Annotated in this window: 21 protein-coding genes and 1 pseudogene; 14 read left to right on the top strand and 8 right to left on the bottom strand. The window is 62.8% G+C overall.

All coding sequences use genetic code 11. The annotated features are described in order from the left end of the window. Positions 1-73: 73 nt before the first annotated feature. Positions 74-454 carry a histone-like nucleoid-structuring protein MvaT gene (mvaT, locus tag ABMD26_RS06270; protein WP_049860664.1) on the bottom strand — a complete coding sequence of 127 codons (381 nt, stop codon included), beginning with the start codon at positions 452-454 and terminating at the stop codon, positions 74-76. A gap of 312 nt (positions 455-766) precedes the next feature. Between mvaT and purU the strand changes: the two genes are divergently transcribed. After that, positions 767-1618, top strand: a complete 852-nt coding sequence (gene purU, locus ABMD26_RS06265; protein ID WP_354308639.1) for a formyltetrahydrofolate deformylase — start codon at positions 767-769, stop codon at positions 1616-1618. 2 nt (positions 1619-1620) lie between these two features. Further along, positions 1621-1848 (top strand): hypothetical protein, encoded by a 228-nt coding sequence (locus ABMD26_RS06260; RefSeq protein WP_192000190.1) that lies wholly within the window; start codon positions 1621-1623, stop codon positions 1846-1848. Here ABMD26_RS06260 and gpgF read toward each other — a convergent pair. Next, positions 1817-2812 carry a glucosaminyl phosphatidylglycerol flippase gene (gene gpgF / locus ABMD26_RS06255; protein ID WP_056845088.1) on the bottom strand — a complete coding sequence of 332 codons (996 nt, stop codon included), beginning with the start codon at positions 2810-2812 and terminating at the stop codon, positions 1817-1819. The two genes, ABMD26_RS06260 and gpgF, sit on opposite strands and share 32 nt — an antisense overlap. Before the next feature lie 368 nt (positions 2813-3180). Between gpgF and ABMD26_RS06250 the strand changes: the two genes are divergently transcribed. Next, positions 3181-4653, top strand: coding sequence for a helicase HerA-like domain-containing protein (locus tag ABMD26_RS06250; RefSeq protein ID WP_134722565.1), 1473 nt, complete (start codon positions 3181-3183; stop codon positions 4651-4653). 69 nt (positions 4654-4722) lie between these two features. Here the strand turns inward: ABMD26_RS06250 and ABMD26_RS06245 are convergent, their stop codons facing one another. Both ABMD26_RS06245 and ABMD26_RS06240 read right to left on the bottom strand, forming a co-directional pair. Next, on the bottom strand, positions 4723-6195 hold the full coding sequence (locus tag ABMD26_RS06245; protein ID WP_134722566.1) for an inorganic phosphate transporter: 1473 nt from the start codon (positions 6193-6195) through the stop codon (positions 4723-4725). Positions 6196-6492: 297 nt separating this feature from the next. Beyond that, the gene (locus ABMD26_RS06240; protein ID WP_049860670.1) at positions 6493-6693 is read right to left on the bottom strand and encodes a hypothetical protein; all 201 of its coding nucleotides are present in this window, start codon (positions 6691-6693) and stop codon (positions 6493-6495) included. A gap of 296 nt (positions 6694-6989) precedes the next feature. Between ABMD26_RS06240 and pcaR the strand changes: the two genes are divergently transcribed. The 9 genes and pseudogenes from pcaR (at position 6990) to pcaC (ending at position 16607) form a co-directional block, all read left to right on the top strand. Then, positions 6990-7874: a pca regulon transcriptional regulator PcaR gene (pcaR, locus tag ABMD26_RS06235; RefSeq protein WP_354308635.1), complete on the top strand. Its 885-nt coding sequence runs from the start codon at positions 6990-6992 to the stop codon at positions 7872-7874. 291 nt (positions 7875-8165) lie between these two features. Then, positions 8166-9512, top strand: a complete 1347-nt coding sequence (gene pcaK, locus ABMD26_RS06230) for a 4-hydroxybenzoate transporter PcaK (protein ID WP_049860672.1) — start codon at positions 8166-8168, stop codon at positions 9510-9512. Positions 9513-9645: 133 nt separating this feature from the next. Then, positions 9646-10482, top strand: a pseudogene (locus ABMD26_RS06225) (CoA transferase subunit A); the annotation flags it as partial. A gap of 21 nt (positions 10483-10503) precedes the next feature. Beyond that, entirely contained in the window at positions 10504-11283 is a 780-nt protein-coding gene (locus tag ABMD26_RS06220) for a CoA-transferase subunit beta (protein WP_049860674.1), read from the top strand. Then, the gene (pcaF, locus tag ABMD26_RS06215) at positions 11280-12485 is read left to right on the top strand and encodes a 3-oxoadipyl-CoA thiolase (protein ID WP_177331312.1); all 1206 of its coding nucleotides are present in this window, start codon (positions 11280-11282) and stop codon (positions 12483-12485) included. Before ABMD26_RS06220 ends, pcaF begins: the two co-directional genes overlap by 4 nt. 218 nt (positions 12486-12703) lie before the next feature. After that, a complete protein-coding gene (locus ABMD26_RS06210; protein WP_354308632.1) occupies positions 12704-13993 on the top strand; it encodes an MFS family transporter in 1290 nt (429 codons plus the stop codon). Between the two features lie 45 nt (positions 13994-14038). Beyond that, positions 14039-15403 carry a 3-carboxy-cis,cis-muconate cycloisomerase gene (locus ABMD26_RS06205; protein ID WP_354308630.1) on the top strand — a complete coding sequence of 455 codons (1365 nt, stop codon included), beginning with the start codon at positions 14039-14041 and terminating at the stop codon, positions 15401-15403. A 10-nt stretch (positions 15404-15413) separates the two neighbouring features. Continuing rightward, positions 15414-16202 (top strand): 3-oxoadipate enol-lactonase, encoded by a 789-nt coding sequence (pcaD, locus tag ABMD26_RS06200; protein WP_122742341.1) that lies wholly within the window; start codon positions 15414-15416, stop codon positions 16200-16202. Between the two features lie 12 nt (positions 16203-16214). Continuing rightward, a complete protein-coding gene (pcaC, locus tag ABMD26_RS06195; RefSeq protein WP_049860678.1) occupies positions 16215-16607 on the top strand; it encodes a 4-carboxymuconolactone decarboxylase in 393 nt (130 codons plus the stop codon). Between the two features lie 50 nt (positions 16608-16657). Here pcaC and ABMD26_RS06190 read toward each other — a convergent pair whose 3' ends face one another. The 4 genes from ABMD26_RS06190 to ABMD26_RS06175 form a co-directional block, all read right to left on the bottom strand. Beyond that, positions 16658-17923: an OprD family porin gene (locus ABMD26_RS06190; RefSeq protein ID WP_354308628.1), complete on the bottom strand. Its 1266-nt coding sequence runs from the start codon at positions 17921-17923 to the stop codon at positions 16658-16660. Between the two features lie 326 nt (positions 17924-18249). Continuing rightward, positions 18250-19704 (bottom strand): AdeC/AdeK/OprM family multidrug efflux complex outer membrane factor, encoded by a 1455-nt coding sequence (gene adeC, locus ABMD26_RS06185; RefSeq protein WP_134722572.1) that lies wholly within the window; start codon positions 19702-19704, stop codon positions 18250-18252. Then, on the bottom strand, positions 19701-22871 hold the full coding sequence (locus tag ABMD26_RS06180; RefSeq protein WP_122741519.1) for an efflux RND transporter permease subunit: 3171 nt from the start codon (positions 22869-22871) through the stop codon (positions 19701-19703). The genes adeC and ABMD26_RS06180 overlap by 4 nt, the downstream gene beginning before the upstream one ends. Positions 22872-22874: 3 nt before the next feature. Next, positions 22875-24023 (bottom strand): efflux RND transporter periplasmic adaptor subunit, encoded by a 1149-nt coding sequence (locus tag ABMD26_RS06175; protein ID WP_049860682.1) that lies wholly within the window; start codon positions 24021-24023, stop codon positions 22875-22877. A gap of 257 nt (positions 24024-24280) precedes the next feature. On the opposite strand from ABMD26_RS06175, the gene ABMD26_RS06170 reads away from it, so the two are divergent. After that, complete coding sequence (locus ABMD26_RS06170) at positions 24281-24913, top strand: TetR family transcriptional regulator (RefSeq protein ID WP_090356615.1); 633 nt, start codon at positions 24281-24283, stop codon at positions 24911-24913. A gap of 97 nt (positions 24914-25010) precedes the next feature. Continuing rightward, positions 25011-25907 (top strand): DMT family transporter, encoded by an 897-nt coding sequence (locus ABMD26_RS06165; RefSeq protein ID WP_049860684.1) that lies wholly within the window; start codon positions 25011-25013, stop codon positions 25905-25907. The last annotated feature ends 96 nt before the right edge of the window (positions 25908-26003 follow it).

Here is a 26003-nt window from a genome sequence, read left to right as displayed (position 1 = left end):
AGGCCATAAAAAAACGCCAGTCCGGGGACTGGCGTTCTTTGATTGGCGCGGTGCGACTTACAAGATGTAACGATTAGCCCAGGAAAGTGGCCCAGGTCTCGACCACATCGCCACCCCATTTGGCTTTCCATTCTTTCAGGGTCTTGTGGTTGCCACCTTTGGTTTCGATGACTTCACCGTTGTGCGGGTTCTTGTATTGCTTGACCTTGCGTGCACGCTTGGTGCCGGTAACTTTGCCGGTGGCAGGACGCGGTGCCTTGTTCAACTTGGCTTCCGGATCCAGCAGGGCGATGATGTCGCGCAGCGATTTCTGGTATTCGCCCATCAGGGTGCGCAATTTGCCTTCGAATTCCAGTTCGGTTTGCAATTTGTCGTCTTGCGACAGGTTTTTCAAGCGGGCTTGAAGCTCTTTGATGGCTTCTTCTGTAGCGCGATATTCGTTGATCAGGGACATGGTGATACCTCGGCAATGCAAGTGTCAGTGAAAACAGTGTCGTGATAATAAGCATCCTTCGGACCCAAGTAAACATTTAACGCAAACACTGCTTTTTCCAGGCTTTTTATCCCGGCTCAAGGTGAAGGGTTTTTCATGTTTGAATCGGCCCATCTATTTAATACCCGTTACCGTACCGACATTGCGCTCCTCGGCCCGATCGGCGCAGCGGGGCGGCTCTGCACCTGACAGCCAAGGCTGCAATCAATACTGCAGACTTGCCCGTCAACCGCTAGAATGGCGCCCTTTGCGAAGTTTCTGGAGTTTGAATACATGCGCACTTTTCGGCTGGTGACCGCTTGCCCGGACCGCGTTGGCATCGTTGCCAAAGTCAGCCATTTCCTGGCGTCCCACAATGGCTGGATCACCGAATCGAACCACCACTCCGATGACCAGAACGGTTGGTTCTTCATGCGCCACGAAATTCGTGCCGACACCCTGCCGTTCGACATCGAGGCGTTCCGCGCTGCGTTCGCGCCCATCGCCGAAGAATTCGCCATGGAATGGCGGGTCACCGACACCGCGCAGAAGAAGCGCGTGGTGCTCATGGCCAGCCGCGAATCTCACTGCCTGGCCGACCTGCTGCACCGCTGGCACAGCAACGAGCTGGACTGCGACATCGCCTGTGTGGTTTCCAACCACGATGACCTGCGCAGCATGGTCGAATGGCATGGCATTCCCTACTACCACGTGCCGGTCGACCCTGCGGACAAGCTGCCGGCGTTTGCCGAGGTCTCGCGCCTGGTCGATCAGCACCAGGCCGACGTCGTGGTGCTGGCGCGCTACATGCAGATCCTGCCGCCGCAGCTGTGCCAGGCCTATGCCGGCAAGATCATCAACATCCATCACAGCTTCCTGCCGTCCTTCGTCGGTGCCAAGCCTTACCATCAGGCCTTGCTGCGCGGCGTGAAACTGATCGGTGCTACCTGCCACTACGTGACCGAAGAGCTGGACGCCGGTCCGATCATCGAGCAGGACGTGGTCCGGGTCAGCCACAGCGACAGCATCGACGACATGGTGCGTTTCGGCCGCGACGTGGAGAAGATGGTCCTGGCCCGTGGCCTGCGCTATCACCTGGAAGATCGGGTAATGGTGCACGGCAACAAGACCGTCGTGTTCAGCTGAACATGAACGAGCCCGGCGACAAGGCCAGTGCAAAGCCGTTGCCGGTGCTCGGTGCGGGTTGCGCGAGCCGTTATGATCCCGAAGCGCTGAGCGAAGAGCACGGCACCGAGTTTCCCGGTGCCGAGGCGTTGTGGGCGCAACAGGTGTCGGAGAAGCAGCAGGGTGCGCCTGCCCGCGACGCCGACACGCCTGCCGAGCTCAAGCCTGACGAGCCCGCAGCAACTTGTTGAGCAGGGGCTTGCCCAGCAGGGCGACGAACACCGGGCCGCCGGCGATCAGGTAGAAATAGTAGGTCACCAGTCGCCAGATCAGGATGGCGGCGGCGGCGGTCGACTTGCCCACCATGGGTGCCAGCAACGCGGCCGAGGCCAGCTCGGCCGCGCCCGCGCCACCGGGCAACAGGCTGAACTGGCCGGCACTCAGGGCCAGCATCTGGATCAGGAAACTCCACGCCCAGTCCACTTCGCTACCCAATCCCTGCAAGGTGAAATACAGCACGCTGTAGCGCAACGTCCAATGTACGCAGGTCAAGGCGAACACCTGGGCGAGCACGCGGCGGGGCAGACGGAAATTGTCGGCGAAGGCATCCAGAAAGTGCAGCAGCTTGCGTGCCCAGCGCCGGCGCGTGGCCGGCTTGATCCGCAGCAGTCGCAGGAATCGACCGTTGAGCTTGATCGCCGGGCGGTGATAGCGCGCCAGTACTGCGCAGGCGACCAAGGCCCCGGCCATCAGGATGCCGCTGGCCAGCAGCATGCTTTCCAGGGCCTGGCTGAGGTTGTGAAACAGCGCGTAGACCAGAATGCACAGCAGGGCGAAAAAGAAGAACATCAGGTCGTTGAGTTGGTCCATGGCGAACACCGCGCTGGTCTTGGCCGCGCCGATGCCGTGCCGGCCGAGCAGCGCCAGCAGTGTCAGCGGTGCGCCGCTGCCGCCAGGGGTGGCGCAATAGGCGAACTCTGCGGCCATCACCACGGCCACGGTCTTCAGCCGACCGATGCGCGCCGCCTGCTCGGCCAGCAGCAGGCGCAGGCGCATGGCGTTCACCACCCAACCGACGCAGATCATGCCGAACATGCCCAGCAGCAGAAGCAACGAGAATCCGCGCAGGCGCTGAAGCATTTCGGTGCCGCCCATGATCACTGGAATCAGTACGGCGACGACGATGATCAGGACCAGCCACAGCATTCGGTTCATGGCTGGAGGTTCGTCGCGAGGTTGCAGGGAAGCGAAAGGGGAGTGCGCTGCATGGGAAAGTCCGTGTGGGCCGGCGCCAGGCCGTCGTGGCCGAGATGATATCCGCGTCGGGGGGATTCGTCAGCGGCTTGGCGTTGTGGGGCAGTTGATCTTGGGTTGATTGTGCTGGCCTCTTCGCGGGCAGAGGGCTCGCCGCCCGCCCCGTTCCCACAGAGGTGGGTACGGATGTGTGTGGGAGCGGGTCTCTGCCCGCGAAGAGGCCCTCACCGACTCCCACAGAAATTGTTCCAGCGCACGTTTTTCCTGCACACCGGTCTGTTTGGCATTACGCTGCCCCATGCTTCATTGAATAACAGCAGAGGTGCAAGATGACGGATGCCAGACACGTACTGTTCGGTGCCGATTCAAGCGGTGAACCCGTAGGCCTGGACCTGCGCTTGGCCAACCGCCATGGTTTGATCGCCGGGGCCACCGGGACCGGCAAGACGGTAACCCTGCAGCGCCTGGCCGAGGCGTTCAGCGAGGCCGGGGTGGCGGTGTTCGCCGCCGATATCAAGGGCGACCTGTGTGGCCTGGGTGCCAGCGGCAACCCCCAGGGCAAGATCGCCGAGCGCATCGCCCAGATGCCCTGGCTCAATTATCGCCCGCAGGCCAGCCCGGTCACGCTGTGGGACATTCACGGCCAATCCGGCCATCCGCTGCGAACCACGCTCAGCGAAATGGGGCCGCTGCTGCTGGGCAGCCTGCTGGAGCTCACCGACAGCCAGCAGTCGGCGCTGTACGCCGCCTTCAAGGTGGCCGATCGCGAGGGCCTGCTGCTGCTCGACCTCAAGGACCTCAAGGCCTTGCTCAACCACCTTCGGGACAATCCCGAGCTGCTGGGCGACGACAGCGCCTTGATGACCACGGGGTCGAGCCAGGCCCTGTTGCGCCGTCTGGCCAGCCTCGAACAGCAGGGCGCCGAAGCGCTGTTCGGCGAGCCGGCCTTGCGCTTGGAAGACATTCTGCACCCCGACGCCGAGGGTCGCGGCCGTATCCATTTGCTCGACGCCAGCCGCCTGGTCCACGAAGCTCCCAAGGTCTATGCCACGTTCCTGCTGTGGCTGCTGGCCGAACTGTTCGAGCAGTTGCCTGAGCGCGGTGATGCCGACAAGCCGCTGCTGGCATTGTTCTTCGACGAAGCCCACCTGCTGTTCAACGGCACGCCCAAGGCCTTGCAGGATCGTCTGGAACAGGTGGTGCGGTTGATCCGTTCCAAGGGCGTTGGCGTGTACTTCGTCACTCAGTCGCCCAGCGACCTGCCCGATGCAGTGCTGGCCCAGCTGGGCCTGCGCATCCAGCATGGCCTGCGTGCATTCACCGCCCGCGAGCAGAAGGCCCTGAAGGCCGTCGCCGAAGGCTTCCGACCCAACCCCGAGTTCGACACCCTGGCCGTGCTGACCGAATTGGGCACGGGTGAAGCCTTGGTCGGGACGCTGCAGGAAAAAGGCACCCCGGCGATGGTGCGACGGGTCGCGATCGCGCCACCGCAGTCGCGCATCGGCCCACTGACCGACGCCGAGCGCGCGGCCACGGTGCGCAACTCGCCGCTCGCCGGTCGCTACGACAAGCCGATCGACCGCGAGTCCGCCTATGAAATGCTGACCGCGCGCAAACTGCCGCCGACGGCAGATCCGGTACAGCCGTCGGAGCCGAGCCTGGCCGACAAGGCCGGCGAGTTTCTCAGTGGGGCAGCGGGGCAGGCGTTGAAGTCGGCGATGCGCCAGGCTGCCAACCAGTTCGGCCGCCAGTTGGTGCGTGGCTTGATGGGCTCCCTGTTGGGAGGGAGCAAGCGCAAGTAGCGCAGGAGGTTTCTTCAGCCATGCAAAAAGGCGCCCGCGGGCGCCTTTTTGCAGAGTATCACGCAGTGGTCATCCCACCAGTTGGCTGGCCAACCAGAACAGACCGGCCGCCAGGCCCATGGAGGCCGGGAGGGTCAGCACCCAGGCCAGCATGATGGTACGAACCGTGCCACCTTGCAGGCCGCTCTTGTTGGCCACCATGGTCCCGGCCACGCCCGAGGACAGGATGTGGGTGGTCGACACTGGCAGGCTGAACACGTTGGCCGCGCCGATCGCACACGCGGTGACGATCTGAGCCGACATGCCCTGGGCATAGGTCATGCCCTGCTTGCCGATCTTCTCGCCGATGGTCAGAACCACACGCTTCCAGCCGACCATGGTGCCGATACCCAGCGCCAGGGCCACGGCCAGAATCACCCAGAACGGAGAATACTCGGTGGTGGCGGTGAGGTCCTTGCGCAGTTTCTCCAGGTCGGATTTCTCGCGCGGTTCCAGTGCCGGCAGCTTGCCGACCTTCTTCGCCGTATCATCCAGGCAGAGCAGGTAGCGACGCACTTCGATACGGTGTTCGGCAGCCAGCGAGTGGTAGTCGGAGACGCCTTCGAGGGTGCTCAGCAGCGCCGCGATGGTCGGTTCGGTCTGCTGTGGATTGCAGCTGAATTTCTCCGGCAGATCGCCCTGCTGAGCTTTGCCCAGCGCCAGGAACTCACCCAGGGTGGCCTGGTTGCGCTGGTAGAACTGGCTCAGGTGCTGGGTCGCGTCGCGGGTCCGCTCGATCTGGTAGGTGGTCGCGTTCAGGTCCAGCACGAACTGCTGCGGAACGATACCGATCAACACCAGCATGATCAGGCCGATGCCTTTCTGACCATCGTTGGAACCGTGCACGAAGCTCACGGCCATGGCCGACAGGACCAGCACCAGGCGATTCCAGAACGGTGGGTGTTTCTTGTCGTCCAGCTTGCGGCGCTGCTCAGGCGTCTTGTGCATCTTGGACGCCGGACGCCACCACTTCAGGCCGATCAGCACCAGGGCCGCCGCCACGAAGCCGGCCAGCGGCGAGAACACCAGCGAGGCGCCGATATCGATCGCCTTCTGCCAGTTGACGCCGTCGCCCAGCGGGATGTCGTTGATCAGTGCGTTGGCCAGGCCCACGCCCAGAATCGAGCCGATCAGGGTGTGCGAGCTCGACGCCGGAATGCCGAAGTACCAGGTGCCCAGGTTCCAGGTAATGGCCGCGGCCAGCAGCGAGAACACCATGGCCAGGCCGTGTCCGGTGTTGACGTTGATCAGCAACTCGACCGGCAGCAGGTGAACGATTGCGTAGGCCACGCCGACGCCGCCCAGCAGTACACCGAGGAAGTTGAAGATACCGGACAGGAACACCGCCAGATGGGGCGGCATGGCCTTGGTATAGATGACTGTGGCGACCGCGTTGGCGGTGTCATGAAAGCCGTTGATGAATTCGAAGGTGAGTACGAATGCCAGCGCTAAGAACAGGCTGATCAGCACCCACGCATCCAGTGCGCTGAATAATTCGATCATGAAGGTTTTGTGACCGGGCCATTGAGGGGGCGCGATTATGCCAGAAATCGACACGGTATGACCCCCCAGGCGCTGACCGGTGGGTCCGCTTTTCGAGCGATTGGGCAATGGTCGCAGCGCATGGCCTGCAGACGAGCCTGGCTTGAGCCCCGAAAATTCGGGCTATCGATAGGGCACGATAAAGCAGCAAGCCAGACGAATCATTCAAACGGGCGTATGAAATTTGTCAGCGAATGACGCAATTCTGAAGGCAATTGACGTGGCACAAGCGGCCAACGGCCGCCTGCCACGCCTGTGTCATGCGTTCTGTTGCTCGAGATCCTTTTCGATCTTCTGGATCTCTTCCTGAAAGGCCTGATCGAGAATGCTGGCACGTTTGCGCCACGGTTTGCGTTCTGGATCTGGCTGAGCGGCATAGGTGGTGATCTCACCGCCGTAGACTTCCTTGTAACGTTGTTCCTGGCGCTCCAGTTGCGCGCGCAGTTCGTCTTTCGTCACGTTTATCACTCTGTTATTTGGAAAGTTGAAACCCACCGATGAGGCGTCGAAAGCCGCCTGGCAGTTGGAGCCCGCATTGTAGCCGGTTGCAACCGCGACAGGGCAGGGAGGCCGTTCATTCGGTGTGTATCAATATGCAGAACACAATCTGAGAAAGCACAGACAGGAATAAGTTTCAGAACCGCCTGGCAACACTATCCTGCCCGAAATCGGATCAACGCAATGGATTTGCGATTATCGCCCACCGGTCCGATAATCGCCCTCGGTCGGTTTCGAACATTCCAGAGGGCAGCACCATGAGCGAACACACACCACCGGCAGGCACGTCAGCGACCGGTTCGAAAGTGCCACAGCGCCCTGCGTTCAGCTCACTGGCCCCGCCGATCGTCGCATCGCCCGCCAAGCGCATTCAGGCCTTCACCGGCGACCCGGACTTCATGACTTCGCTGGCCCGCGGACTGGCGGTGGTGCAGGCGTTCCAGGAGCGCAAGCGACACCTGACCATTGCGCAGATCAGCCACCGTACGGAAATTCCGCGGGCTGCCGTGCGGCGCTGTCTGCATACCCTGATCAAGCTGGGTTATGCCACCACCGATGGGCGCACCTACTCGCTGCTGCCCAAAGTGCTGACCCTGGGCCATGCCTATCTGTCCTCCACGCCCCTGGCCGTGTCGGCGCAACCGTATCTGGACCGGATGAGCGAGCAATTGCACGAAGCCTGCAACATGGCCACCCTCGAAGGCGATGACATCCTCTACATTGCCCGTTCGGCCACGACCCAGCGGCTGATTTCGGTGGACCTGTCGGTGGGCGGTCGGCTGCCGGCGTATTGCACCTCCATGGGTCGCATCCTGCTCGCGGCACTCGACGACGCGTCGCTGCACGAATACCTGCAGCACACCGATCTTGCGCCCAAGACCAGCCGGACCCTGACCAACAAAACCGCGTTGCTGGAGTGCCTGGAACAGGTTCGCCAGCAGGGCTGGTGCATCGTCGATCAGGAGCTGGAGCAAGGGCTGCGTTCGATTGCCGTGCCGGTGTACGACGCGTCGGGGCAGGTATTGGCCGCGCTCAATGTCAGCACCCATGCCGGTCGCGTCACCCGGGCGGAACTTGAGCAGCGTTTTCTGCCGATCATGCTGTCGGCCAGTCGCGATCTGAGCGCGCAACTGTTCGCTTGAACGCTCGGCGGGCGCTCTGCACGGCAGTGTGCGGTGACCGCACACATCCGCCGGTGCCCGATTGACCCGGCCGGGGCGCGCTGACTAATGTCCATCGCATCGACCGCTCAAGCGGTCGCCAATAACAATAGCGAGGATCACCTCATGCGCAACGCCTCCAGCTTTTACTCCCTTTCCCTTCCGACGCTCGTCACGCGACACCCCTAGACCTTCGACTGCCCAGGCATGCGGCCGCATGGCCCGCATCGACGTGCCCGTCTTTCCCGGACAATCACAATGACAAGAACAACAATGAACAAACCTGCCAACGCTGCGGGGCTGTGCCTGGATGTGCAGACCCTGATCAACGACCGACCGCTGTCGCGCTATCAATGGCGCGTGGTCATCCTGTGTTTCCTGATCGTCTTCCTCGACGGGCTGGACACCGCCGCCATGGGCTTCATCGCACCTGCGCTGTCGCAGGAGTGGGGCATCGACCGCGCCAGCCTCGGACCGGTGATGAGCGCCGCATTGATCGGCATGGTGTTCGGCGCCTTGGGCTCCGGGCCATTGGCCGACCGTTTCGGGCGCAAGCTGGTGCTGGTCGGCGCCGTGCTGGTGTTCGGCGGGTTTAGCCTGGCTTCGGCCTACAGCAGCAACGTCGATCAGCTGCTGATCCTGCGCTTTCTCACCGGGTTGGGGTTGGGGGCCGGCATGCCCAACGCCACTACGCTGTTGTCCGAATACACCCCGGAGCGCTTTCGTTCGCTGCTGGTGACCAGCATGTTCTGTGGGTTCAACCTCGGCATGGCCGGAGGTGGATTCATGTCCGCCAAGCTGATTCCCGCCTTCGGCTGGCACAGCCTGCTGTTGCTCGGCGGCGTGCTGCCGCTGGTGCTGGCGGTGGTGTTGATGATCTGGCTGCCCGAGTCGGCGCGGTATCTGGTGGTGCGCAACAAGGGCGTGGAAAAGATACGCCGCACCCTGGCGCCGATCGACCCGGAGCAGGTGGCGCGGGCCGAGCGTTTCAGCGTGCCCGAACAGAAAACCGTCAAGGCGAGCAACGTGCTGGCGGTAATCTTTTCCGGCACCTACCGCGCTGGCACCTTGCTGCTGTGGCTGACCTACTTCATGGGCCTGGTGATCGTCTACCTCCTGACCAGCTGGCTGCCGACGCTGATGCGCGAAAGCGGCGCGAGCCTGGAGCAGGCCGCGTTCATCGGCGCGCTGTTCCAGTTCGGCGGTGTACTGAGTGCCGTGGGCGTAGGCTGGGCCATGGACCGGTTCAACCCGCACAAGGTCATTGCCACGTTCTACCTGCTCGCTGGCGTGTTCGCCTACGCAGTCGGGCAAAGCCTGGGCAACATCACGCTGCTGGCGACGCTGGTACTGATTGCCGGCATGTGCGTCAACGGCGCGCAGTCGGCCATGCCGTCGCTGGCCGCGCGCTTCTACCCCACGCAAGGGCGTGCCACCGGGGTGTCCTGGATGCTGGGGATCGGCCGTTTCGGCGCGATCCTGGGGGCCTGGATGGGCGCGACCTTGCTGGGCCTTGGCTGGAATTTCGAACAGGTCCTGACCGCGCTGGTCGTTCCTGCCGTGCTGGCCACCGTGGCCTTGTTGATCAAGAGTCGCGTCAGCCACGCCGACGCGACCTGAAACACGCCGCTGTATCGTTCGATTATCGAACGGATAGTCGATAATCGGATTGTTCGTGAGGAGCTGGCGCCCTAACCTGTACGCCAGCTTCATTCAAACAAGATGGCTCACAGTATCGAGGAGTCCTGCCCACATGGCTGCAATCCTGTCGCTTACCGATGCGGTGAAGCAATTCGTCAACGATGGTGACACCGTCGCGCTCGAAGGCTTCACCCACCTGATTCCAACCGCCGCAGGTCACGAGATCATTCGTCAAGGCAAGAAAGACCTGACGCTGGTCCGCATGACCCCCGACCTGATCTACGATCAGTTGATCGGCGCCGGTTGCGCTCGCAAGTTGATCTTCTCGTGGGGTGGCAACCCCGGTGTCGGCTCGCTGCATCGACTGCGCGACGCGGTCGAGAAGCAGTGGCCCCAGCCGCTGGAGATCGAAGAACACAGCCATGCCGACCTGGCCAATGCCTACGTCGCCGGTGCCTCCGGCCTGCCGTTCGCAGTCCTGCGGGCCTACGCCGGTTCCGACCTGCCCAAGGTCAACCCGCTGATCAAGACAGTCACCTGCCCGTTCACCGGCGAAGTGCTCGCGGCCGTGCCTTCGGTACGCCCCGACGTCACCGTGATCCATGCGCAGAAAGCCGACCGCAAGGGCAACGTGCTGCTATGGGGCATTCTGGGGGTGCAGAAGGAAGCGGCGCTGGCCGCCAAGCGCTGCATCGTCACCGTCGAGGAAATCGTCGATGACCTCAACGCGCCGATGAACAGCTGCGTGTTGCCGACCTGGGCGTTGGCCGCCGTGTGCCATGTGCCCGGTGGTGCGCATCCGTCCTACGCCCATGGCTACACCGAGCGCGACAACGTGTTCTACCAGGCCTGGGACCCGATCGCCCGCGACCGGGCGACCTTCACCGCCTGGATCGACACGTACATCCGCGGTACCCAGGACTTCAGCGAATACCAAGCGAAACTGGCCAACCGCAGCGCAGGTGACCCCATGACTTACTCCACCAACGAGATGATGACCGTCGCAGCCGCGCGGCGTCTGCAAAACGGCGCGGTGTGCTTCGTCGGCATCGGCTTGCCGTCCAAGGCCGCCAACCTGGCCCGTCTGACCTCCTCGCCGGACGTGGTGCTGATCTACGAGTCCGGCCCGATCGGCGCGAAACCCACTGTGCTGCCCCTGTCCATCGGCGATGGCGAACTGGCGGAAACCGCCGACACCGTGGTGCCTACCGGTGAGATCTTCCGCTACTGGCTGCAAGGCGGACGCATCGACGTCGGCTTTCTCGGCGCCGCTCAGGTCGATCGTTTCGGCAACATCAACACCACGGTGGTGGGCGACTACCATCAGCCCAAGGTCCGCCTGCCGGGCGCCGGTGGTGCACCGGAGATTGCAGGGTCGGCCAAGAGCGTGTTGATCATTCTCAAGCAGTCGCACCGCAGCTTCGTCGAGAAGCTCGACTTCGTCACCTCGGTCGGCCACGGCGAAGGCGGCGATTCGCGCAAGCGCCTGGGCCTTCCAGGACAGGGGCCGGTAGGGATCATCACCGACCTGTGCATCATGGAACCTGAAGCTGGTTCCAACGAATTCGTGGTGACGTCCATTCACCCGGGCGTGACGCGTGAACAAATCAGCGCAGCGACCGGCTGGCCGATCCGCTTCGCCGACGATGTGCAGACCACGGCCGAGCCTGACGCTACGGAACTTGAAGCGTTGCGCGCCCTGGAAGCACGCACGGCGGCCGCCCACGGCCAGGCACCGGGAGAAGCATGATGCGTGACGTATTCATTTGCGATGCGGTGCGTACGCCCATCGGTCGCTTCGGCGGCAGCCTGGCCCACGTTCGCGCCGACGATCTGGCAGCGGTGCCGATCAAGGCGTTGCTCGAACGCAACCCCGGCGTGGACTGGGCGCAGCTGGACGAGGTGTTCATGGGCTGTGCCAACCAGGCGGGCGAAGACAACCGCAACGTCGCACGCATGGCGCTGCTGCTGGCCGGTCTTCCCGAAGGTGTACCTGGAGTGACCCTGAACCGCCTGTGCGCTTCGGGCATGGATGCGGTGGGTACGGCGTTCCGCGCCATCGCCAGTGGCGAAATGGAGCTGGCGATTGCCGGTGGCGTCGAATCGATGTCGCGCGCGCCTTTCGTCATGGGCAAGGCCGATGCCGGTTTTTCCCGCAACATGAAACTCGAAGACACCACCATCGGTTGGCGTTTCATCAACCCCCTGATGAAGGCCCAGTACGGCGTCGATGCGATGCCGCAGACGGCGGATAACGTGGCCGACGATTGCCAGGTCTCCCGTGAAGACCAGGATGCCTTCGCCGTGCGCAGCCAGCAGCGCACCGCTGCCGCACAGGCTGCGGGTTTCTTCGCCGAAGAAATCGTGCCGGTACGTATTCCGGGCAAGAAGGGCGAAACCGTGGTCGAGCAGGACGAGCATCCGCGCGCCGACACCACCCTGGAAACCCTGGCCAGGCTCAAGCCGGTCAACGGCGCCGACAAGACCGTGACGGCGGGCAACGCGTCGGGTGTCAACGACGGCGCCGCCGCGATGATCCTCGCCAGCGCCGAGGCGGTGCAAAAGCATGGCCTTACCGCCCGTGGCCGTGTGCTGGGCATGGCCAGTGCCGGGGTAGCACCGCGGGTCATGGGGGTCGGTCCGGTGCCGGCCGTGCGCAAACTGCTCGAACGCCTGAACCTGGCGGTCGAGGACTTCGACGTGATCGAGCTCAACGAGGCGTTCGCCAGCCAGGGCCTGGCGGTGCTGCGCGACCTGGGGCTCGCGGACGATGCCGCGCAGGTCAATCCGAACGGCGGTGCGATTGCCTTGGGTCATCCGCTGGGCATGAGCGGTGCGCGACTGGTGTTGACGGCGCTGCATCAGTTGGAAAAAAGCGGCGGCAAGCGCGGGCTGGCGACGATGTGCGTGGGGGTAGGGCAGGGGTTGGCGTTGGCGATCGAGCGGGTTTGAGGGGCTTCACCGGCCTCTTCGCGGGCAGAGCCCGCTCCCACAAGAACATTTGATATATGTGGGAGCGGGTTTTTCTGTGGGAGCGGGGCGGGCGGCGAGCCCTCTGCCCGCGAAGAGGCCATCAAGCCATACTCTATGTATCAAGCAGCCACCTGACTTGTGCCTGGGGTTGTAACAGGTTATGTCTAGCCTTTACCGACCTCAATGAGAACTAAAACATGACAACAGTTCATTACACCGGTGAGGAGCGCAAGAAGCGCATTTTCGCAATCGTCGGCGCGTCATCGGGCAATCTGGTGGAGTGGTTCGACTTCTATGTCTACGCCTTCTGCGCCATCTACTTCGCCCCCGCGTTCTTTCCCTCCGACGATCCCACCGTGCAATTGGTCAACACTGCCGGGGTCTTCGCGGCGGGCTTCCTGATGCGGCCCATCGGTGGCTGGCTGTTCGGCCGGGTGGCCGACAAGCATGGCCGCAAGAATTCGATGATGATCTCGGTGCTGATGATGTGCGCCGGCTCGCTGGTGATCGCCTGCCTGCCCACCTACGCGACCATCGGCGTCTGGGCGCCGATCATCCTGCTGCTGGCCCGTCTGTTCCAGGGCCTTTCGGTGGGCGGTGAATACGGCACCACGGCCACCTACATGTCGGAAGTGGCCTTGCGCGGCCAGCGTGGCTTCTTTGCATCGTTCCAGTACGTCACCCTGATCGGCGGACAACTGCTGGCGGTGCTGACCGTGGTCATCCTTCAGCAGTTTCTCGATGAGCAGGAACTGCGCGCGTGGGGCTGGCGTATTCCGTTCTTCGTCGGTGCGGTGGCCGCGATCATTTCGCTGTTGCTGCGCCGTACCCTGGAGGAAACCAGTACCGCCGAAACCCGCAACGACAAGGACGCCGGCAGCATTGCCGGGCTGTTCAAGAACCACAGTGGGGCGTTCATCACCGTGTTGGGCTACACCGCAGGTGGCTCGCTGATTTTCTACACCTTCACCACGTACATGCAGAAATACCTGGTCAATACCGCGGGCCTGCACGCCAAGACCGCCAGCCTGATCATGACCGGCGCGCTGTTTCTGTACATGTGCATGCAGCCACTGTTCGGCATGCTCGCCGACCGGATCGGCCGACGCACCTCCATGCTCTGGTTCGCCGGTCTGGGCACCTTGTGCACCTTGCCGATCCTCATGGTATTGAAGACCGTCACCAGCCCGTTCCTGGCCTTTGTGCTGATCACCCTGGCCTTGGCCATCGTCAGCTTCTATACCTCGATCAGCGGTCTGGTCAAAGCCGAGATGTTCCCGCCGCAAGTGCGCGCGCTGGGCGTTGGCCTGGCCTACGCCGTGGCCAACGCCGTGTTCGGCGGGTCGGCGGAGTTCGTCGCGCTGAACCTGAAGAACATGGGCAACGAAAACGCATTCTACTGGTACGTGACGGTGATGATGGCGATCGCGTTCCTGTTCAGCCTGCGCTTGCCCAAGCAACCCAAGTACCTGCATGCCGACCATTAAGCCCACAGGCGCGCCTTGTGTGGCGCGCCGTTACAGGGGAGTTCCATGAGCCAACCGCCGAACAATCAGTTGTTCGATGTCTATTTCACTGCGCCCGCCATGCGCCAGATCTTCTGCGACCATGGCCGGGTGCAGGGCATGCTCGATTTCGAAGCCGCGCTGGCTCGGGCCCAGGCCCGCGTCGGCGTGATACCCAGCTCGGCAGTCGCCTCCATCGAGGCCGCCTGCAAGGCCGAGCAGTACGACTTCCAGGCCCTGGCGCAAACCATCGCCAGCGCCGGCAATTCGGCCATTCCGCTGGTCAAGATGCTCGGCAAGGTCATCGCCGCTTCCGACCCCGATGCCGAGCGCTATGTGCACCTGGGCGCGACCAGTCAGGACGTGATGGACACCGGGCTGGTCCTGCAACTGCTGGCGGCGGTCGACCTGATCGAAGCCGACCTGCAACGTCTGAGCGAGGCGCTGAGCCAGCAGGCCCGTCGCCATGCCGCCACGGTCATGCCCGGACGCACCTGGCTGCAACACGCCACGCCCGTCACCCTGGGCATGAAGATCGCCGGCTGGCTCGGCGCCCTGACCCGCAGCGGGCAACGTCTGCGGGAGCTCAGACCACGGCTGGCCTGCCTGCAGTTCGGCGGTGCCTCGGGCACTTTGGCTGCTCTCGGCGAACAGGCAATGCCGGTGGCCCGGGCGCTGGCCGAGGAACTGCACCTGAACCTGCCCGACCAGCCCTGGCATACCCAGCGCGACCGGCTGGTGGAACTGGCCTCGGTACTTGGCCTGATGGCCGGCAGCCTGGGCAAGCTGGGCCGGGACATCAGCCTGTTGATGCAGACCGAAGCGGCGGAAGTGTTCGAGCCGTCCGCGCCGGGCAAGGGCGGTTCGTCGACCATGCCGCACAAGCGCAATCCGGTCGGTGCGGCAGTGCTCATCGGCGCTGCCACCCGAGTGCCGGGGCTTGTGGCGACGCTGTTCAGCGCCATGCCCCAGGAGCATGAACGCAGCCTGGGGCTGTGGCATGCCGAGTGGGAAACCCTGCCGGAGATCTGCTGCCTGGTTTCCGGTGCGTTGCAGCAGGCCCTGGCCATTGCCGATGGCATGCAGGTCGACGCTGAGCGCATGCGGGCGAACCTGGACCTGACCCAGGGCCTGGTGCTGGCCGAAGCCGTCAGCATCGTGCTGGCCCAGCGGATCGGTCGCGACCGCGCGCACCATGTGCTGGAACAGTGCTGCAAGCAGGCCGTCGCTCAAGGCCGCCACCTGCGTGCGGTGCTCGGCGACGAGCCGCAGGTCACCGAGCAATTGAGTGCCGATGAACTGGACCGTCTGCTGGACCCTTCGCACTACCTGGGCCAGGCCCAGGTCTGGGTTGAACGGGCCGTAGCCGAACACGATCTTTTGAATGCGTGAGGAGATGAGCGTGGCACAGGTACAACTCGCCGACGGCGAACTCGATTACAGCCTGGAAGGCCCCAAGGACAAGCCCGTCCTGGTGCTGTCCAACTCGCTGGGCACCGACCGACACATGTGGGACGGCCAGATGGCCGCCTTCACCGAACATTTCCAGGTCCTGCGCTACGACACCCGTGGTCATGGCCAGTCCCTGGTCACCCCTGGGACGTACACCATCGAGCAGTTGGGCGGCGACGTCCTGGCGTTGCTCGACGCCCTGAACCTGGACAAGGTGCATTTCTGTGGCCTTTCCATGGGCGGTCTGATCGGCCAATGGCTGGGCATCAATGCCGGCGAGCGCCTGCACAAGCTGGTGATCTGCAACACGGCGGCGAAGATCGGTACCCAGGACGTCTGGAATCCACGCATCGAAATGGTCCTCGGCCAAGGCGAGGCTGCCATGCAGGCGTTGCGTGACGCGTCCATCGCGCGCTGGTTCACCCCGGCGTTCGCCGAGGCCCATCCGCTGGAGGCCACACGTATCACCGACATGCTCGCCGCCACCTCCCCGCAGGGCTACGCCGCCAACTGCGCTGCGGTGCGCGATGCCGATTTTCGCGAACAGCTGGCCGCCATCCAGGTGCCACTGCTGGTGATCGCAGGCACCGAGGACGCTGTCACCACACCGGCGGATGCGCAGTTCATCGTCGAGCAGGTGGCCGGTGCGCAGTACGCAGAGTTTGCCGCCGCGCATCTCTCCAACGTCGAAATCGGTGCGCCGTTCAGCGACCGGGTCGTCGAATTTCTATTGCGCTGAAGGAGCCCGTTCGTGGACGAGAAAGAACGCTACAACGAAGGAATGAAAGTCCGGCGTGCCGTGTTGGGCGAGGCCCATGTGGAGCGCAGCCTGAACAACCTGACCGAGTTCAACAGCGAGTTCCAGGAGATGATCACCCGCCACGCGTGGGGCGATATCTGGACCCGTCCGGGTCTGCCGCGGCACACGCGCAGCCTGATCACCATTGCCATGCTGATCGGCATGAACCGCAGTGAAGAACTCAAGCTGCACCTGCGCGCGGCCGCCAGCAACGGCGTCACCCGTGAGGAGATCAAGGAAGTCCTGATGCAGAGTGCGATCTACTGCGGCATTCCGGCCGCCAATGCAACGTTTCACCTGGCCGAATCGGTCTGGGATGAGCTGGGCGTCGAATCACGCCAGTGATAGGGGAAGGAGGGCGGTAGCGCGCTGAACGCGCGCCACCGCCCCGGCGATTACAGAATGCTCAACGGGTAGCTGACGATCACGCGGTTTTCGTCGAACTCGCTGGTGCTGTAGTCGCGACGCATGGTCGAGTTGCGCCAGCGCATGTTCAGGCTCTTGAAGGTGCCCGACTGCACGGTGTAGGCCAGCTCGGTTTCGCGCCCCCATTCCTTGCCGTCGGTGACGGTGGCGGTGTGCACGTTGTCGCCGCTGATGTAGCGGTTCATCAGGCTCAGCCCCGGTATGCCCACGCCGGCGAAGTTGAAGTCGTGGCGCAACTGCCAGGATTTTTCCTTGGCATTCTCGTAGCTGGAGTTGTAGCTGTCGTTGGCCAGGGTGCCGCCACTGGTGCCGTTGACGCGCATCCAGCCATTGTCGCCGGTGACTTTCTGCAGGCCGACATAGAAGGTGTTGCTGCCGTACTTGGCGGACAGCAGCGCCGACCAGGTCTTGTTGTCCAGATCGCCGGCCCGTGCGCTGCCGTCTTCCTTGCCATGGAAGAAGCCCAGGTTGGCGCCCAAGGTCCAGTCACCAATCGGCTGGCTGTGCAGGATCTGCAGGTACTGCTGCTGGTAGATGTCCTTGAGCTCGGCGTTCCACAGGCCGACCAGGGTGTTCTTGTTGTTGAAGGTGTACTCGCCACCGACGAAGTTGAAACGGTCGGAGGTGATGCCGGCGCGACCCTGCAGGAACATGTCCTCCATGCTGGCATCGTTACGCGGGCTGTTCTTGCGGAACTGGCCACCGTACAGGGTCAGGCCATCGATTTCCTGAGAGGTGATCTGTCCGCCCTGGAAGGTCTGCGGCAGCGAGCGGCCGTCGTCCGAACGCAGGATGGGCAGTACCGGCATCCATTCGCCGACCTTGAGCACGGTCTTGGAGATCTTGGCCTTGGCGGCCACACCCAGACGGCCGAAATCGTCGGCCGGGTTGTTGCCGTCATGCACAGGCAGCAACTGCGTGCCATAGGTACCGCGGCCACCATCGAGCTTGACCGAGTACATGCCCAGCACGTCCACACCGAAGCCGACCAGGCCCTGGGTGTAGCCGGACTTGGCGTCGAGGATGAAGCTTTGGGTCCACTCCTCGGACTTGCTCTGCGGGAAGGCCGGGTTGGTGTGGTTGCGATTGAAGTAGAAGTTGCGCAGGTTCAGACCCACCTTGGCGTCTTCCAGAAAGCCGGACTCGGCTGCGAAGGAAGGCAGGGCGGCCGTGGCAACGGTCAACGCGATCAGGTTGGGCAACAGACGGGGTGAACGATGGAAGTGCTGGCGCATGGGGTAAACCTATTGTTATTGATTTTATGATTGACGCACGCTGGAACGGGCTTTTCTGACATTTTGTTACGTGTTGCGCGGATGGTGCTTCGGGGTGGAGCACGATTCAACCGACCGCACAGGAATGCGTGCGATAACCGAACACTAACTAACTAGTTAATAACAAGTCAGTTATCTGGTCATCGGACCACTATTGCTCATGATTGAACTTTCGGCCAGTCCCGCGTGACATTTTCTTCAGCCCTTTCGCGCTGACTCACTCCTGGCAGCGGGTCACAGGCGTAAAAAAACCACCGCAAGCGGTGGTTTTTTCATGCCATCAGCAGTCAGCTCTTGGGCGCCTGCGCTGGCTGGGCCAACTGAGCCTGGCCAGTGCGCTCATACCAGCCGCCTCCCAGCGCCTTGTACAGATTGACTTCGCTGGTCAGCTGCGACAGCCGGTCGGTGATCAGCGATTGCTGGGCACTGAACAGCGAGCGCTGGGCATCGAGGAAGGTCAGGTTGCTGTCGATACCGATACGGTAGCGACGCTCGGCCAGGCGGTAGTAATCCTGGTTGGCCTGCACCGAATCACGCTGGGCCTGCAACTGCTCGTTGTAGGTCTTGCGTGCGGCCAAGCCGTCGGACACTTCCTGGAACGCCGTCTGAATGGCCTTCTCGTAGTTGGCCACATTGATATCTTTCTGGATCTTCGAGTAGTCCAGGCTGGCACGCAGCGCACCGGCGTTGAAGATCGGCAGGCTGATGCTCGGCGAGAACAGCCAGCTGCCGGAACCGGCGTCGAACAGGCCGGACAGCTGTCGGCTCGACGTACCGGCATTGGCCGTCAGGCTGATGCTGGGGAAGAACGCTGCGCGGGCCGCGCCGATGTTGGCGTTGGCGGCCAGCAGGGCGTGCTCGGCTTCGAGAATGTCAGGGCGTCGGGTCAGCAACTGCGACGGCATGCCGGCCGGCACTTCGCTGAGCAGGTCGGCGTCCAGCCCGCGGGCTTCGGGCAGGTCGGTCGGAATGGCCGTGCCCAGCAGCAGGGTCAGGTTGTTGCGATCCTGAGCCACCTGGCGCTTGTAGCGCGCCAGGCTGACACGGGCGGTTTCCACCGCCGTGCGCGCCTGGCTCAGGTCCAGGGCCGAGGACACGCCCACTTCGGTACTGCGGCTGGTCAGCTTGAGACTCTGCTCGAAGGCGCCCAGGGTCTCCTGGGTCAACTTCAGCAGCGCTTGGTCGGCCTGCCAGGTCAGGTAGGCGTTGGCCACGTTGGCCACCAGGCTGATCTGTGTGGAGCGACGAGCTTCTTCGGTGGACAGGTAGGTCTGCAAGGCCTGTTCGCTGAGGCTGCGGATGCGCCCCCACAGGTCCAGCTCATAGGCACTCACGCCCAGCGTGACGGCGTACTGGCTGGAGATGCCCGACTCGCCAAGCTGTGACAGGTCGGCCGGTGTACGCTGACGCGTGCCGGTGCCGTCGGCATTGATGGCCGGGAACAGATCGGCACGCTGGATGCGGTACTGCGCCCGGTAGGCTTCGATGTTCAGCGCCGCGACACGCAGGTCGCGGTTGTTCTCAAGCGCTACCTGCACCAGGCGCTCGAGCGCCGGGTCGGTGAAGAACTGCCGCCAGCCTTGTTCCGCCGCCGCCACTTCGGCCGCATCGGCGGGCGCGTAGGCCTCGCCCTGCGGGAACTGCTCGGCCACCGGCAGGGCGGGCTGCTTGTACTCGGGGATCATCGAGCAGCCGCCGAGCACGAAGGCGGCGACAGCGATGGATATCAGTGACTTGCTCATTGGCCAGCCTCATCGTGTGTAATGGCTTTGTCGTTGTCCTTCTCGTGTTCCTTGTCGTACTTGCTCTTGAACAGCGACGACACGGCCACGTAGAACATCGGCACCCAGAAAATTGCCAGGATGGTGGCGGTGATCATACCGCCGATCACACCGGTACCGATCGCATGTTGGCTACCCGAGCCTGCGCCGCTGGAAATCGCCAGCGGTACAACGCCGAGGATGAACGCCAGCGACGTCATGATGATCGGTCGCAGACGCATCCGGCATGCTTCGGCCGCCGCTTCCACCAGGCTCTTGCCCTGTTCGTGCAGTTCCTTGGCGAACTCGACGATCAGAATGGCGTTCTTGGCCGCCAGGCCCACCGTGACCAGCAAGCCTACCTGGAAGAACACGTCGTTGGACAAGCCGCGCAGACTGGTCGCGATCAATGCACCGATCACACCCAGCGGCACCACCAGAAGCACTGCGATCGGGATCGACCAGCTCTCGTACAGCGCCGCCAGACACAGGAACACGAACAGCAGCGAGATCGCATAGAGCGCTGGGGCCTGGGAGCCGGACAGACGTTCTTCGTACGACAGGCCGGTGAACGAGTAGCCGATGCCGTCAGGCAGTTTCTTGGCCAGTGCCTCGACCTCGGCCATGGCATCACCGGAGCTGTAGCCCGGCGCCGGTGTACCGAGAATCTCCATCGCAGCCACACCGTTGTAGCGCGACAGCTTGGGTGAGCCGTAGATCCATTCGCCAGTGGCGATGGCCGACAACGGCACCATGGTCCCCGAATCGTTGCGCACGTACCACTTGTTCAGGTCTTCAGGTGTCATGCGCGCGGCCGCTTCGCCTTGCACATAGACCTTCTTCACCCGACCGCGGTCGATGAAGTCGTTGACGTAGCTGCCGCCCAAGGCGATGGACAGGGTCTGGTTGATGGTCGACAAGGTAATGCCCAGGGCACTGGCCTTCTCGTCATCCACGGTGAGCTGATACTGCGGCTCATCGTTCAGGCCATTGGGGCGTACGCCTGCCAGGATCTTGCTCTGTGCCGCCATGCCGAGGAACTGGTTGCGCGCCTCCAGCAGTTTTTCGTGGCCGACACCGCCCTGGTCCTGCAGGTAGACGTCGAAGCCCGAGGCGTTACCCAGTTCCAGTACCGAAGGCGGAACCACCGCGAACACCATGGCATCGCGGAAGCTGGCGAAGTGTTTCTGCGCACGCTCGGCGATCTTGAACACGGTCGTTTCGGCGCCGCGCTCATCCCAGGGTTTGAGCATCACGAACGCCAGGCCCGAACTCTGGCCACGGCCGGCGAAGTTGAAGCCGTTGACGCTGAACACGGATTTGACGCCTGCGCCTTCACCGTTTTCTTCGTCCAGCAGGAAGGTTCGCATGTCGTCGATGACCTTCTGCGTCCGCTCGGCAGAAGAACCCGCCGGCGTCTGCACCTGGGCGAAAATCACACCCTGGTCTTCTTCAGGCAGGAACGCCGACGGGATGCGCGTGAACAGGAAAATCATGCCGGCGAAAATGACCAGATACACGATGAACGCCGGCAACTTGTGGGTGACCATGCGTTTGACGCCGTTCTCGTACTTCACCACGCTGCGGTCGAAGGTCCGGTTGAACCAGCCGAAGAACCCGCGCTTGGGTTGGCCATGCTTTTCCGGATCGATCGGCTTGAGCATGGTGGCGCACAGCGCCGGGGTGAAGATCAGCGCAACCAGTACCGACAGCGCCATGGCCGAGACGATGGTGATGGAGAACTGCTTGTAGATCACACCCGTGGAGCCGCCGAAGAAGGCCATCGGCAGCAGTACCGCCGAGAGCACCATCGCGATACCGACCAGGGCCCCCTGGATCTGGTCCATGGACTTCTTGGTCGCTTCCTTGGGTGACAGGTGTTCTTCTTCCATCACCCGTTCGACGTTCTCCACCACCACGATCGCATCGTCCACCAATAGCCCGATCGCCAGGATCATGCCGAACATGGTCAAGGTGTTGATGGTGAAACCGAACGCAGCGAGGATGCCGAAGGTGCCGAGCAGTACCACCGGAACCGTCATCGTGGTGATGATGGTCGCGCGCAGGTTCTGCAGGAACAGGTACATCACCAGGAACACCAGCACGATCGCTTCGATCAGCGTATGCACGACGCCGGAAATCGATTCGGTCACGGTCGGGGTGGTGTCGTAGGGGTAGACCACCTTCATGCCAGGCGGAAAGAACGGTTCCAGACTGGCCACGGTCGCGCGGATCGCCTTGGCGGTGTCCAGCGCGTTGGCGCCGGAGGCCAGCTTGATCGCCATGCCCGAGGCCGGCTTGCCGTTGAACTGCGCATCGATGCTGTAGCTCTGGCCGCCCAGACCGATACGCGCGACGTCCTTGAGCCGGACCTGCGCGCCATCTTTATCGACTTTGAGGAAGATATTGCCGAACTGCTCGGCGGTCTGCAGGCGGGTCTTGCCGATGATGGTGGCGTTGAGCTGGGTGCCGGGCAAGGCCGGCAGGCCGCCGAGCTGACCTGTGGCGATCTGCACGTTCTGCGCGCTGATCGCGGCGCTGACCTCGACTGGCGTCAGTTGGTATTTGTTGAGTTTGGCCGGATCCAGCCAGATGCGCATGGCGTACTGTGAACCGAACACCTGAAAGTCACCCACGCCCGAGGTCCGCGAAATCGGATCCTGGATGTTGGAGACGATGTAGTTGGACAAGTCCTCACGGGTGAGAGAGCCATCCTCGGCCACCAGGCCGATCACCAGCAGGAAGTTCTTCACCGACTTGGTCACGCGCAAACCCTGCTGCTGCACTTCCTGCGGCAACAGTGGGGTGGCCAGGTTGAGCTTGTTCTGCACCTGAACCTGGGCGATGTCCGGGTTGGTACCCTGGTTGAAGGTCACGCTGATGGTCATGCTGCCGTCGGAGTTGCTCTCCGAGGAAACGTAACGCAGGTTGTCGATACCGTTGAGCTGCTGCTCGATGATCTGGACCACGGTGTCCTGCACGGTCTGTGCGGAAGCACCTGGGTAGGTGACCTGGATATCGATGGCGGTCGGCGCGATGGCCGGGTATTGGTTGATGGGCAACTTGAGAATTGCCAGCCCGCCCACGAGCATGATCACCAGGGCGAGTACCCAGGCGAAAATGGGGCGGTCAATAAAGAATCTGGACATCGATTACTTACCTTCGCCTGTGGCGGTGGAATCGGACTGGCCGGGCGTCAGGTTGCCCGCTTCCTTCACGGTCACGTCGGCGCCTGGCTTGACGTATTGCAGGCCCTCGGTGATGACGCGATCGCCGGCGTTCAGGCCTTTCTCGATCACCCAGAAGGCGCCGTCGGTGCGGTTGGCCACCAGCTCGCGCTGTTCGACCTTGTTGTCCTTGTTCACGATCAAGGCGGTCGGGGTGCCCTTGAGGTCACGGGTCACGCCTTGCTGCGGTGCCAGGATGGCCTCGCTGCGCACACCGGCCTGCAGCTTGGCGTGAACGAACATGCCTGGCAGCAGCACGTGCTCGGGGTTGGGGAACACGGCGCGCAGGGTCACCGATCCGGTGGCCTGGTCGACCGACACTTCGGAGAACTCCAGCTTGCCGGTCTGGCTGTATTCGCTGCCGTCTTCCAGGGTCAGCTTCACCGAGGCGGCGTTGTCGCCGGCCTTCTGCAATTTGCCGCTGTCCAGGTCGCGGCGCAACCGGAGCATTTCGGCGGACGACTGGGTCACGTCGACGTAGATCGGGTCCAGCTGCTGAATGGTGGCCATGGCGTTGGTCTGGCCATTGGTCACCAGCGCGCCTTCGGTCACGTCGGAGCGACCGATGCGGCCCGAGATCGGCGCCAGCACCTTGGTGTAGCGCAAGTCGATCTGTGCGCTCTTGACCGAGGCTTCGGCTTGCAGCTGCTGCGAGCGAGCGTTGTCGTATTCCTGGCGGCTGACGGCTTGCTCGTCGATCAACTGCTTGTAGCGTCCGGCCAGCGACTTGGCCGATTCCAGGGTCGCCTGGGAGCTGCCCAGCGTGGCCTCGTACACCGACGGGTCGATCTGGTAGAGCTGCTGCCCGGCCTTGACCTCGGTACCTTCCTTGAACAGACGCTTGAGGATGATCCCGTTGACCTGCGGCCGGACTTCGGCCACGCGGTACGCGGTGGTCCGGCCCGGCAGTTCGCTGGTCAGGGTGTAGGGTTGGGCTTTCAAGGTAACCACGCCGACCTGAGGAGCCTGCTGAGCCTGCTGCGGGGCTGCTTCTTCCTTTTTGTCACAGCCGCTGAGCAGGGTTGCCAGGGCGACGGCGGATACCAGAGCGGTAACAACTGGCTTGAATTGCATGAAGATCCTCGGGTCGTGAGCGCGTGGGAGGGCTCAAGAATAGTGGAAGGTTGAAAAAATGTTACGACTGGATTAATAGCTTACTAACGAATATACTTACATTCGTGGTTGTTTGTAAACAACTTGATGGCCTGATGCCCGCGACGAGGCGGCGCACCATCGACATTCGGGACAAGCCCCGCATAAAAGGGATTCCCGGCCTGAGCACGCGCCGCGTACCGCATGGCCCGTGCATTGAAGATTGAGGTTCTATTGCCATGGTTCGCCGTACCAAAGAGGAAGCCCAGGAAACCCGAAGCCAGATTCTCGAGGCCGCCGAACAGGCTTTCTACGAGCGCGGTGTGGCTCGCACGACCTTGGCCGACATCGCAACCCTGGCCGGGGTGACGCGCGGCGCCATCTATTGGCACTTCAGCAACAAGGCCGATCTGGTCCAGGCCATGCTCGACAGCCTGCAGGAACCGCTCGAAGAATTGGCCCAGGCCAGCGAAAGCGAGGATGAGCCCGATCCGCTGGGTTGCATGCGCAAGCTGCTGATCCGCCTGTTCCAGCAGATCGCCGTGGACCCCAAGACCCGCCGTCTCAACGAAATTCTGCATCATAAGTGCGAGTTCACCGATGAAATGTGTGACATGCGTCGCCAACGTCAGACGGTCAGCATCGACTGCAATGTGCGCATCGAACGCTCGCTGAGAAATGCGGTGAACCGCGAACAGCTGCCGCGTGACCTGGACACCGTCAGGGCCGCCATCGCCTTGCACGCCTATATAGATGGCATGATCGGTCAATGGTTGCTGGTCCCTGACAGTTTCGACCTTTTCCAGGAAGCCGAGCGTTGGGTGGACCTGAGCCTGCAAACGCTGAGCCTGACGCCGGCGTTGCGCAAATAAAGTTGTGAATCAAGTTGTAACACTGCCCCCGCTCGCGCCATCATCGACCTTACCCGCCCGGTCGGTACCCTTTCATCATCCTGTTGCGAGCGTGTGAATGAGCGTGCAAAACCCGTTGCTTACTGGGGCCAGCCAGCCGCTGCGCGGTATCGCGCTGATCTGTCTGGCGACGTTGCTGTTCGCCAGTCACGACGCCTTGTCCAAGTACCTCTCCGGGTTTTTTCCCATCGTCGTGGTGGTGTGGGCGCGCTATGTGGTGCACACCCTGTTGATGCTGGCCATCTTCGTGCCGCAGACCGGTTTGTCCACGGTCATCCGCACCAAGCGGCCCGGACTGCAGCTGCTGCGCGCGCTGTGCCTGATCGCCACCAGCCTGTTCTTCACCACCAGCCTGCGTTACATACCGTTGGCCGAGGCCACCGCGGTGAACTTCCTGGCGCCCTTGCTGGTGACGGCGCTGTCGGTGCCGCTGCTCAAGGAAGTCGTCACGCGCGCTCAGTGGGCGGCGGTGATCACGGGCTTCATCGGTGTACTCATCGTCATCAGGCCCGGCGGTGCCTTGTTCACCCCGGCCATCATCCTGCCGCTGATTTCCGCTTTCTTCTTCGGTCTGTACCAGTTGCTCACGCGCAAGCTCAGCGGCATCGACAGCCCGACCACCAGCAACTTTCTTGCCGGTATCTTCAACACCCTGATCATGAGCGCGGTGCTGCCGTTCTTCTGGCAGGCACCGGGCTGGATCGATGCCTTGTTCATGGTGGGGCTGGGCACCTGTGGCATGTTGGGGCATCTGCTGCTGACTCAAGCCTTTCGCCATGCGGCGCCGGCGCTGCTGGCGCCGTTCAGCTACGGGCAGATCCTGTTTGCCGGCATGTATGGTTACCTGATCTTCGACCACACCCCGGATATCTTCGGGGTGGTGGGCATCAGCGTCATCTGCCTCAGCGGCCTGGCCGTGGCCTGGGCCCAACGCAAGAAGCGACCGGCTGTCTGAGCGGGCCCCTTCGCGGGTAGAACCCGCTCCCACAGGTCAAGCAGCTTCGCTCCACCCCTTGTGGGAGCGGGTTCTACCCGCGAAGAGGCCAGACCT

The sequence above is a fragment of the Pseudomonas sp. PvP001 genome (assembly GCF_040546375.1).
In the GTDB taxonomy this organism is placed as follows: Bacteria; Pseudomonadota; Gammaproteobacteria; order Pseudomonadales; family Pseudomonadaceae; genus Aquipseudomonas; species Aquipseudomonas coleopterorum.
Note: the sequence above shows the minus strand (reverse complement) of the source record. Positions and strands in the feature narration are given on the sequence as shown.

What these genes read in the sequence shown, in the direction of transcription:
- adeC (WP_134722572.1), bottom strand. Translation starts at nt 19,704, where the DNA reads ATGAGCAAGTCACTGATATCCATCGCTGTCGCCGCCTTCGTGCTCGGC.
- ABMD26_RS06260 (WP_192000190.1), top strand. Translation starts at nt 1,621, where the DNA reads ATGAACGAGCCCGGCGACAAGGCCAGTGCAAAGCCGTTGCCGGTGCTC.
- ABMD26_RS06180 (WP_122741519.1), bottom strand. Translation starts at nt 22,871, where the DNA reads ATGTCCAGATTCTTTATTGACCGCCCCATTTTCGCCTGGGTACTCGCC.
- ABMD26_RS06175 (WP_049860682.1), bottom strand. Translation starts at nt 24,023, where the DNA reads ATGCAATTCAAGCCAGTTGTTACCGCTCTGGTATCCGCCGTCGCCCTG.
- ABMD26_RS06190 (WP_354308628.1), bottom strand. Translation starts at nt 17,923, where the DNA reads ATGCGCCAGCACTTCCATCGTTCACCCCGTCTGTTGCCCAACCTGATC.
- ABMD26_RS06210 (WP_354308632.1), top strand. Translation starts at nt 12,704, where the DNA reads ATGACAACAGTTCATTACACCGGTGAGGAGCGCAAGAAGCGCATTTTC.
- ABMD26_RS06165 (WP_049860684.1), top strand. Translation starts at nt 25,011, where the DNA reads ATGAGCGTGCAAAACCCGTTGCTTACTGGGGCCAGCCAGCCGCTGCGC.
- ABMD26_RS06220 (WP_049860674.1), top strand. Translation starts at nt 10,504, where the DNA reads ATGACTTACTCCACCAACGAGATGATGACCGTCGCAGCCGCGCGGCGT.
- mvaT (WP_049860664.1), bottom strand. Translation starts at nt 454, where the DNA reads ATGTCCCTGATCAACGAATATCGCGCTACAGAAGAAGCCATCAAAGAG.
- ABMD26_RS06205 (WP_354308630.1), top strand. Translation starts at nt 14,039, where the DNA reads ATGAGCCAACCGCCGAACAATCAGTTGTTCGATGTCTATTTCACTGCG.
- gpgF (WP_056845088.1), bottom strand. Translation starts at nt 2,812, where the DNA reads ATGAACCGAATGCTGTGGCTGGTCCTGATCATCGTCGTCGCCGTACTG.
- pcaR (WP_354308635.1), top strand. Translation starts at nt 6,990, where the DNA reads ATGAGCGAACACACACCACCGGCAGGCACGTCAGCGACCGGTTCGAAA.
- ABMD26_RS06250 (WP_134722565.1), top strand. Translation starts at nt 3,181, where the DNA reads ATGACGGATGCCAGACACGTACTGTTCGGTGCCGATTCAAGCGGTGAA.
- pcaF (WP_177331312.1), top strand. Translation starts at nt 11,280, where the DNA reads ATGATGCGTGACGTATTCATTTGCGATGCGGTGCGTACGCCCATCGGT.
- pcaK (WP_049860672.1), top strand. Translation starts at nt 8,166, where the DNA reads ATGAACAAACCTGCCAACGCTGCGGGGCTGTGCCTGGATGTGCAGACC.
- purU (WP_354308639.1), top strand. Translation starts at nt 767, where the DNA reads ATGCGCACTTTTCGGCTGGTGACCGCTTGCCCGGACCGCGTTGGCATC.
- ABMD26_RS06245 (WP_134722566.1), bottom strand. Translation starts at nt 6,195, where the DNA reads ATGATCGAATTATTCAGCGCACTGGATGCGTGGGTGCTGATCAGCCTG.
- ABMD26_RS06170 (WP_090356615.1), top strand. Translation starts at nt 24,281, where the DNA reads ATGGTTCGCCGTACCAAAGAGGAAGCCCAGGAAACCCGAAGCCAGATT.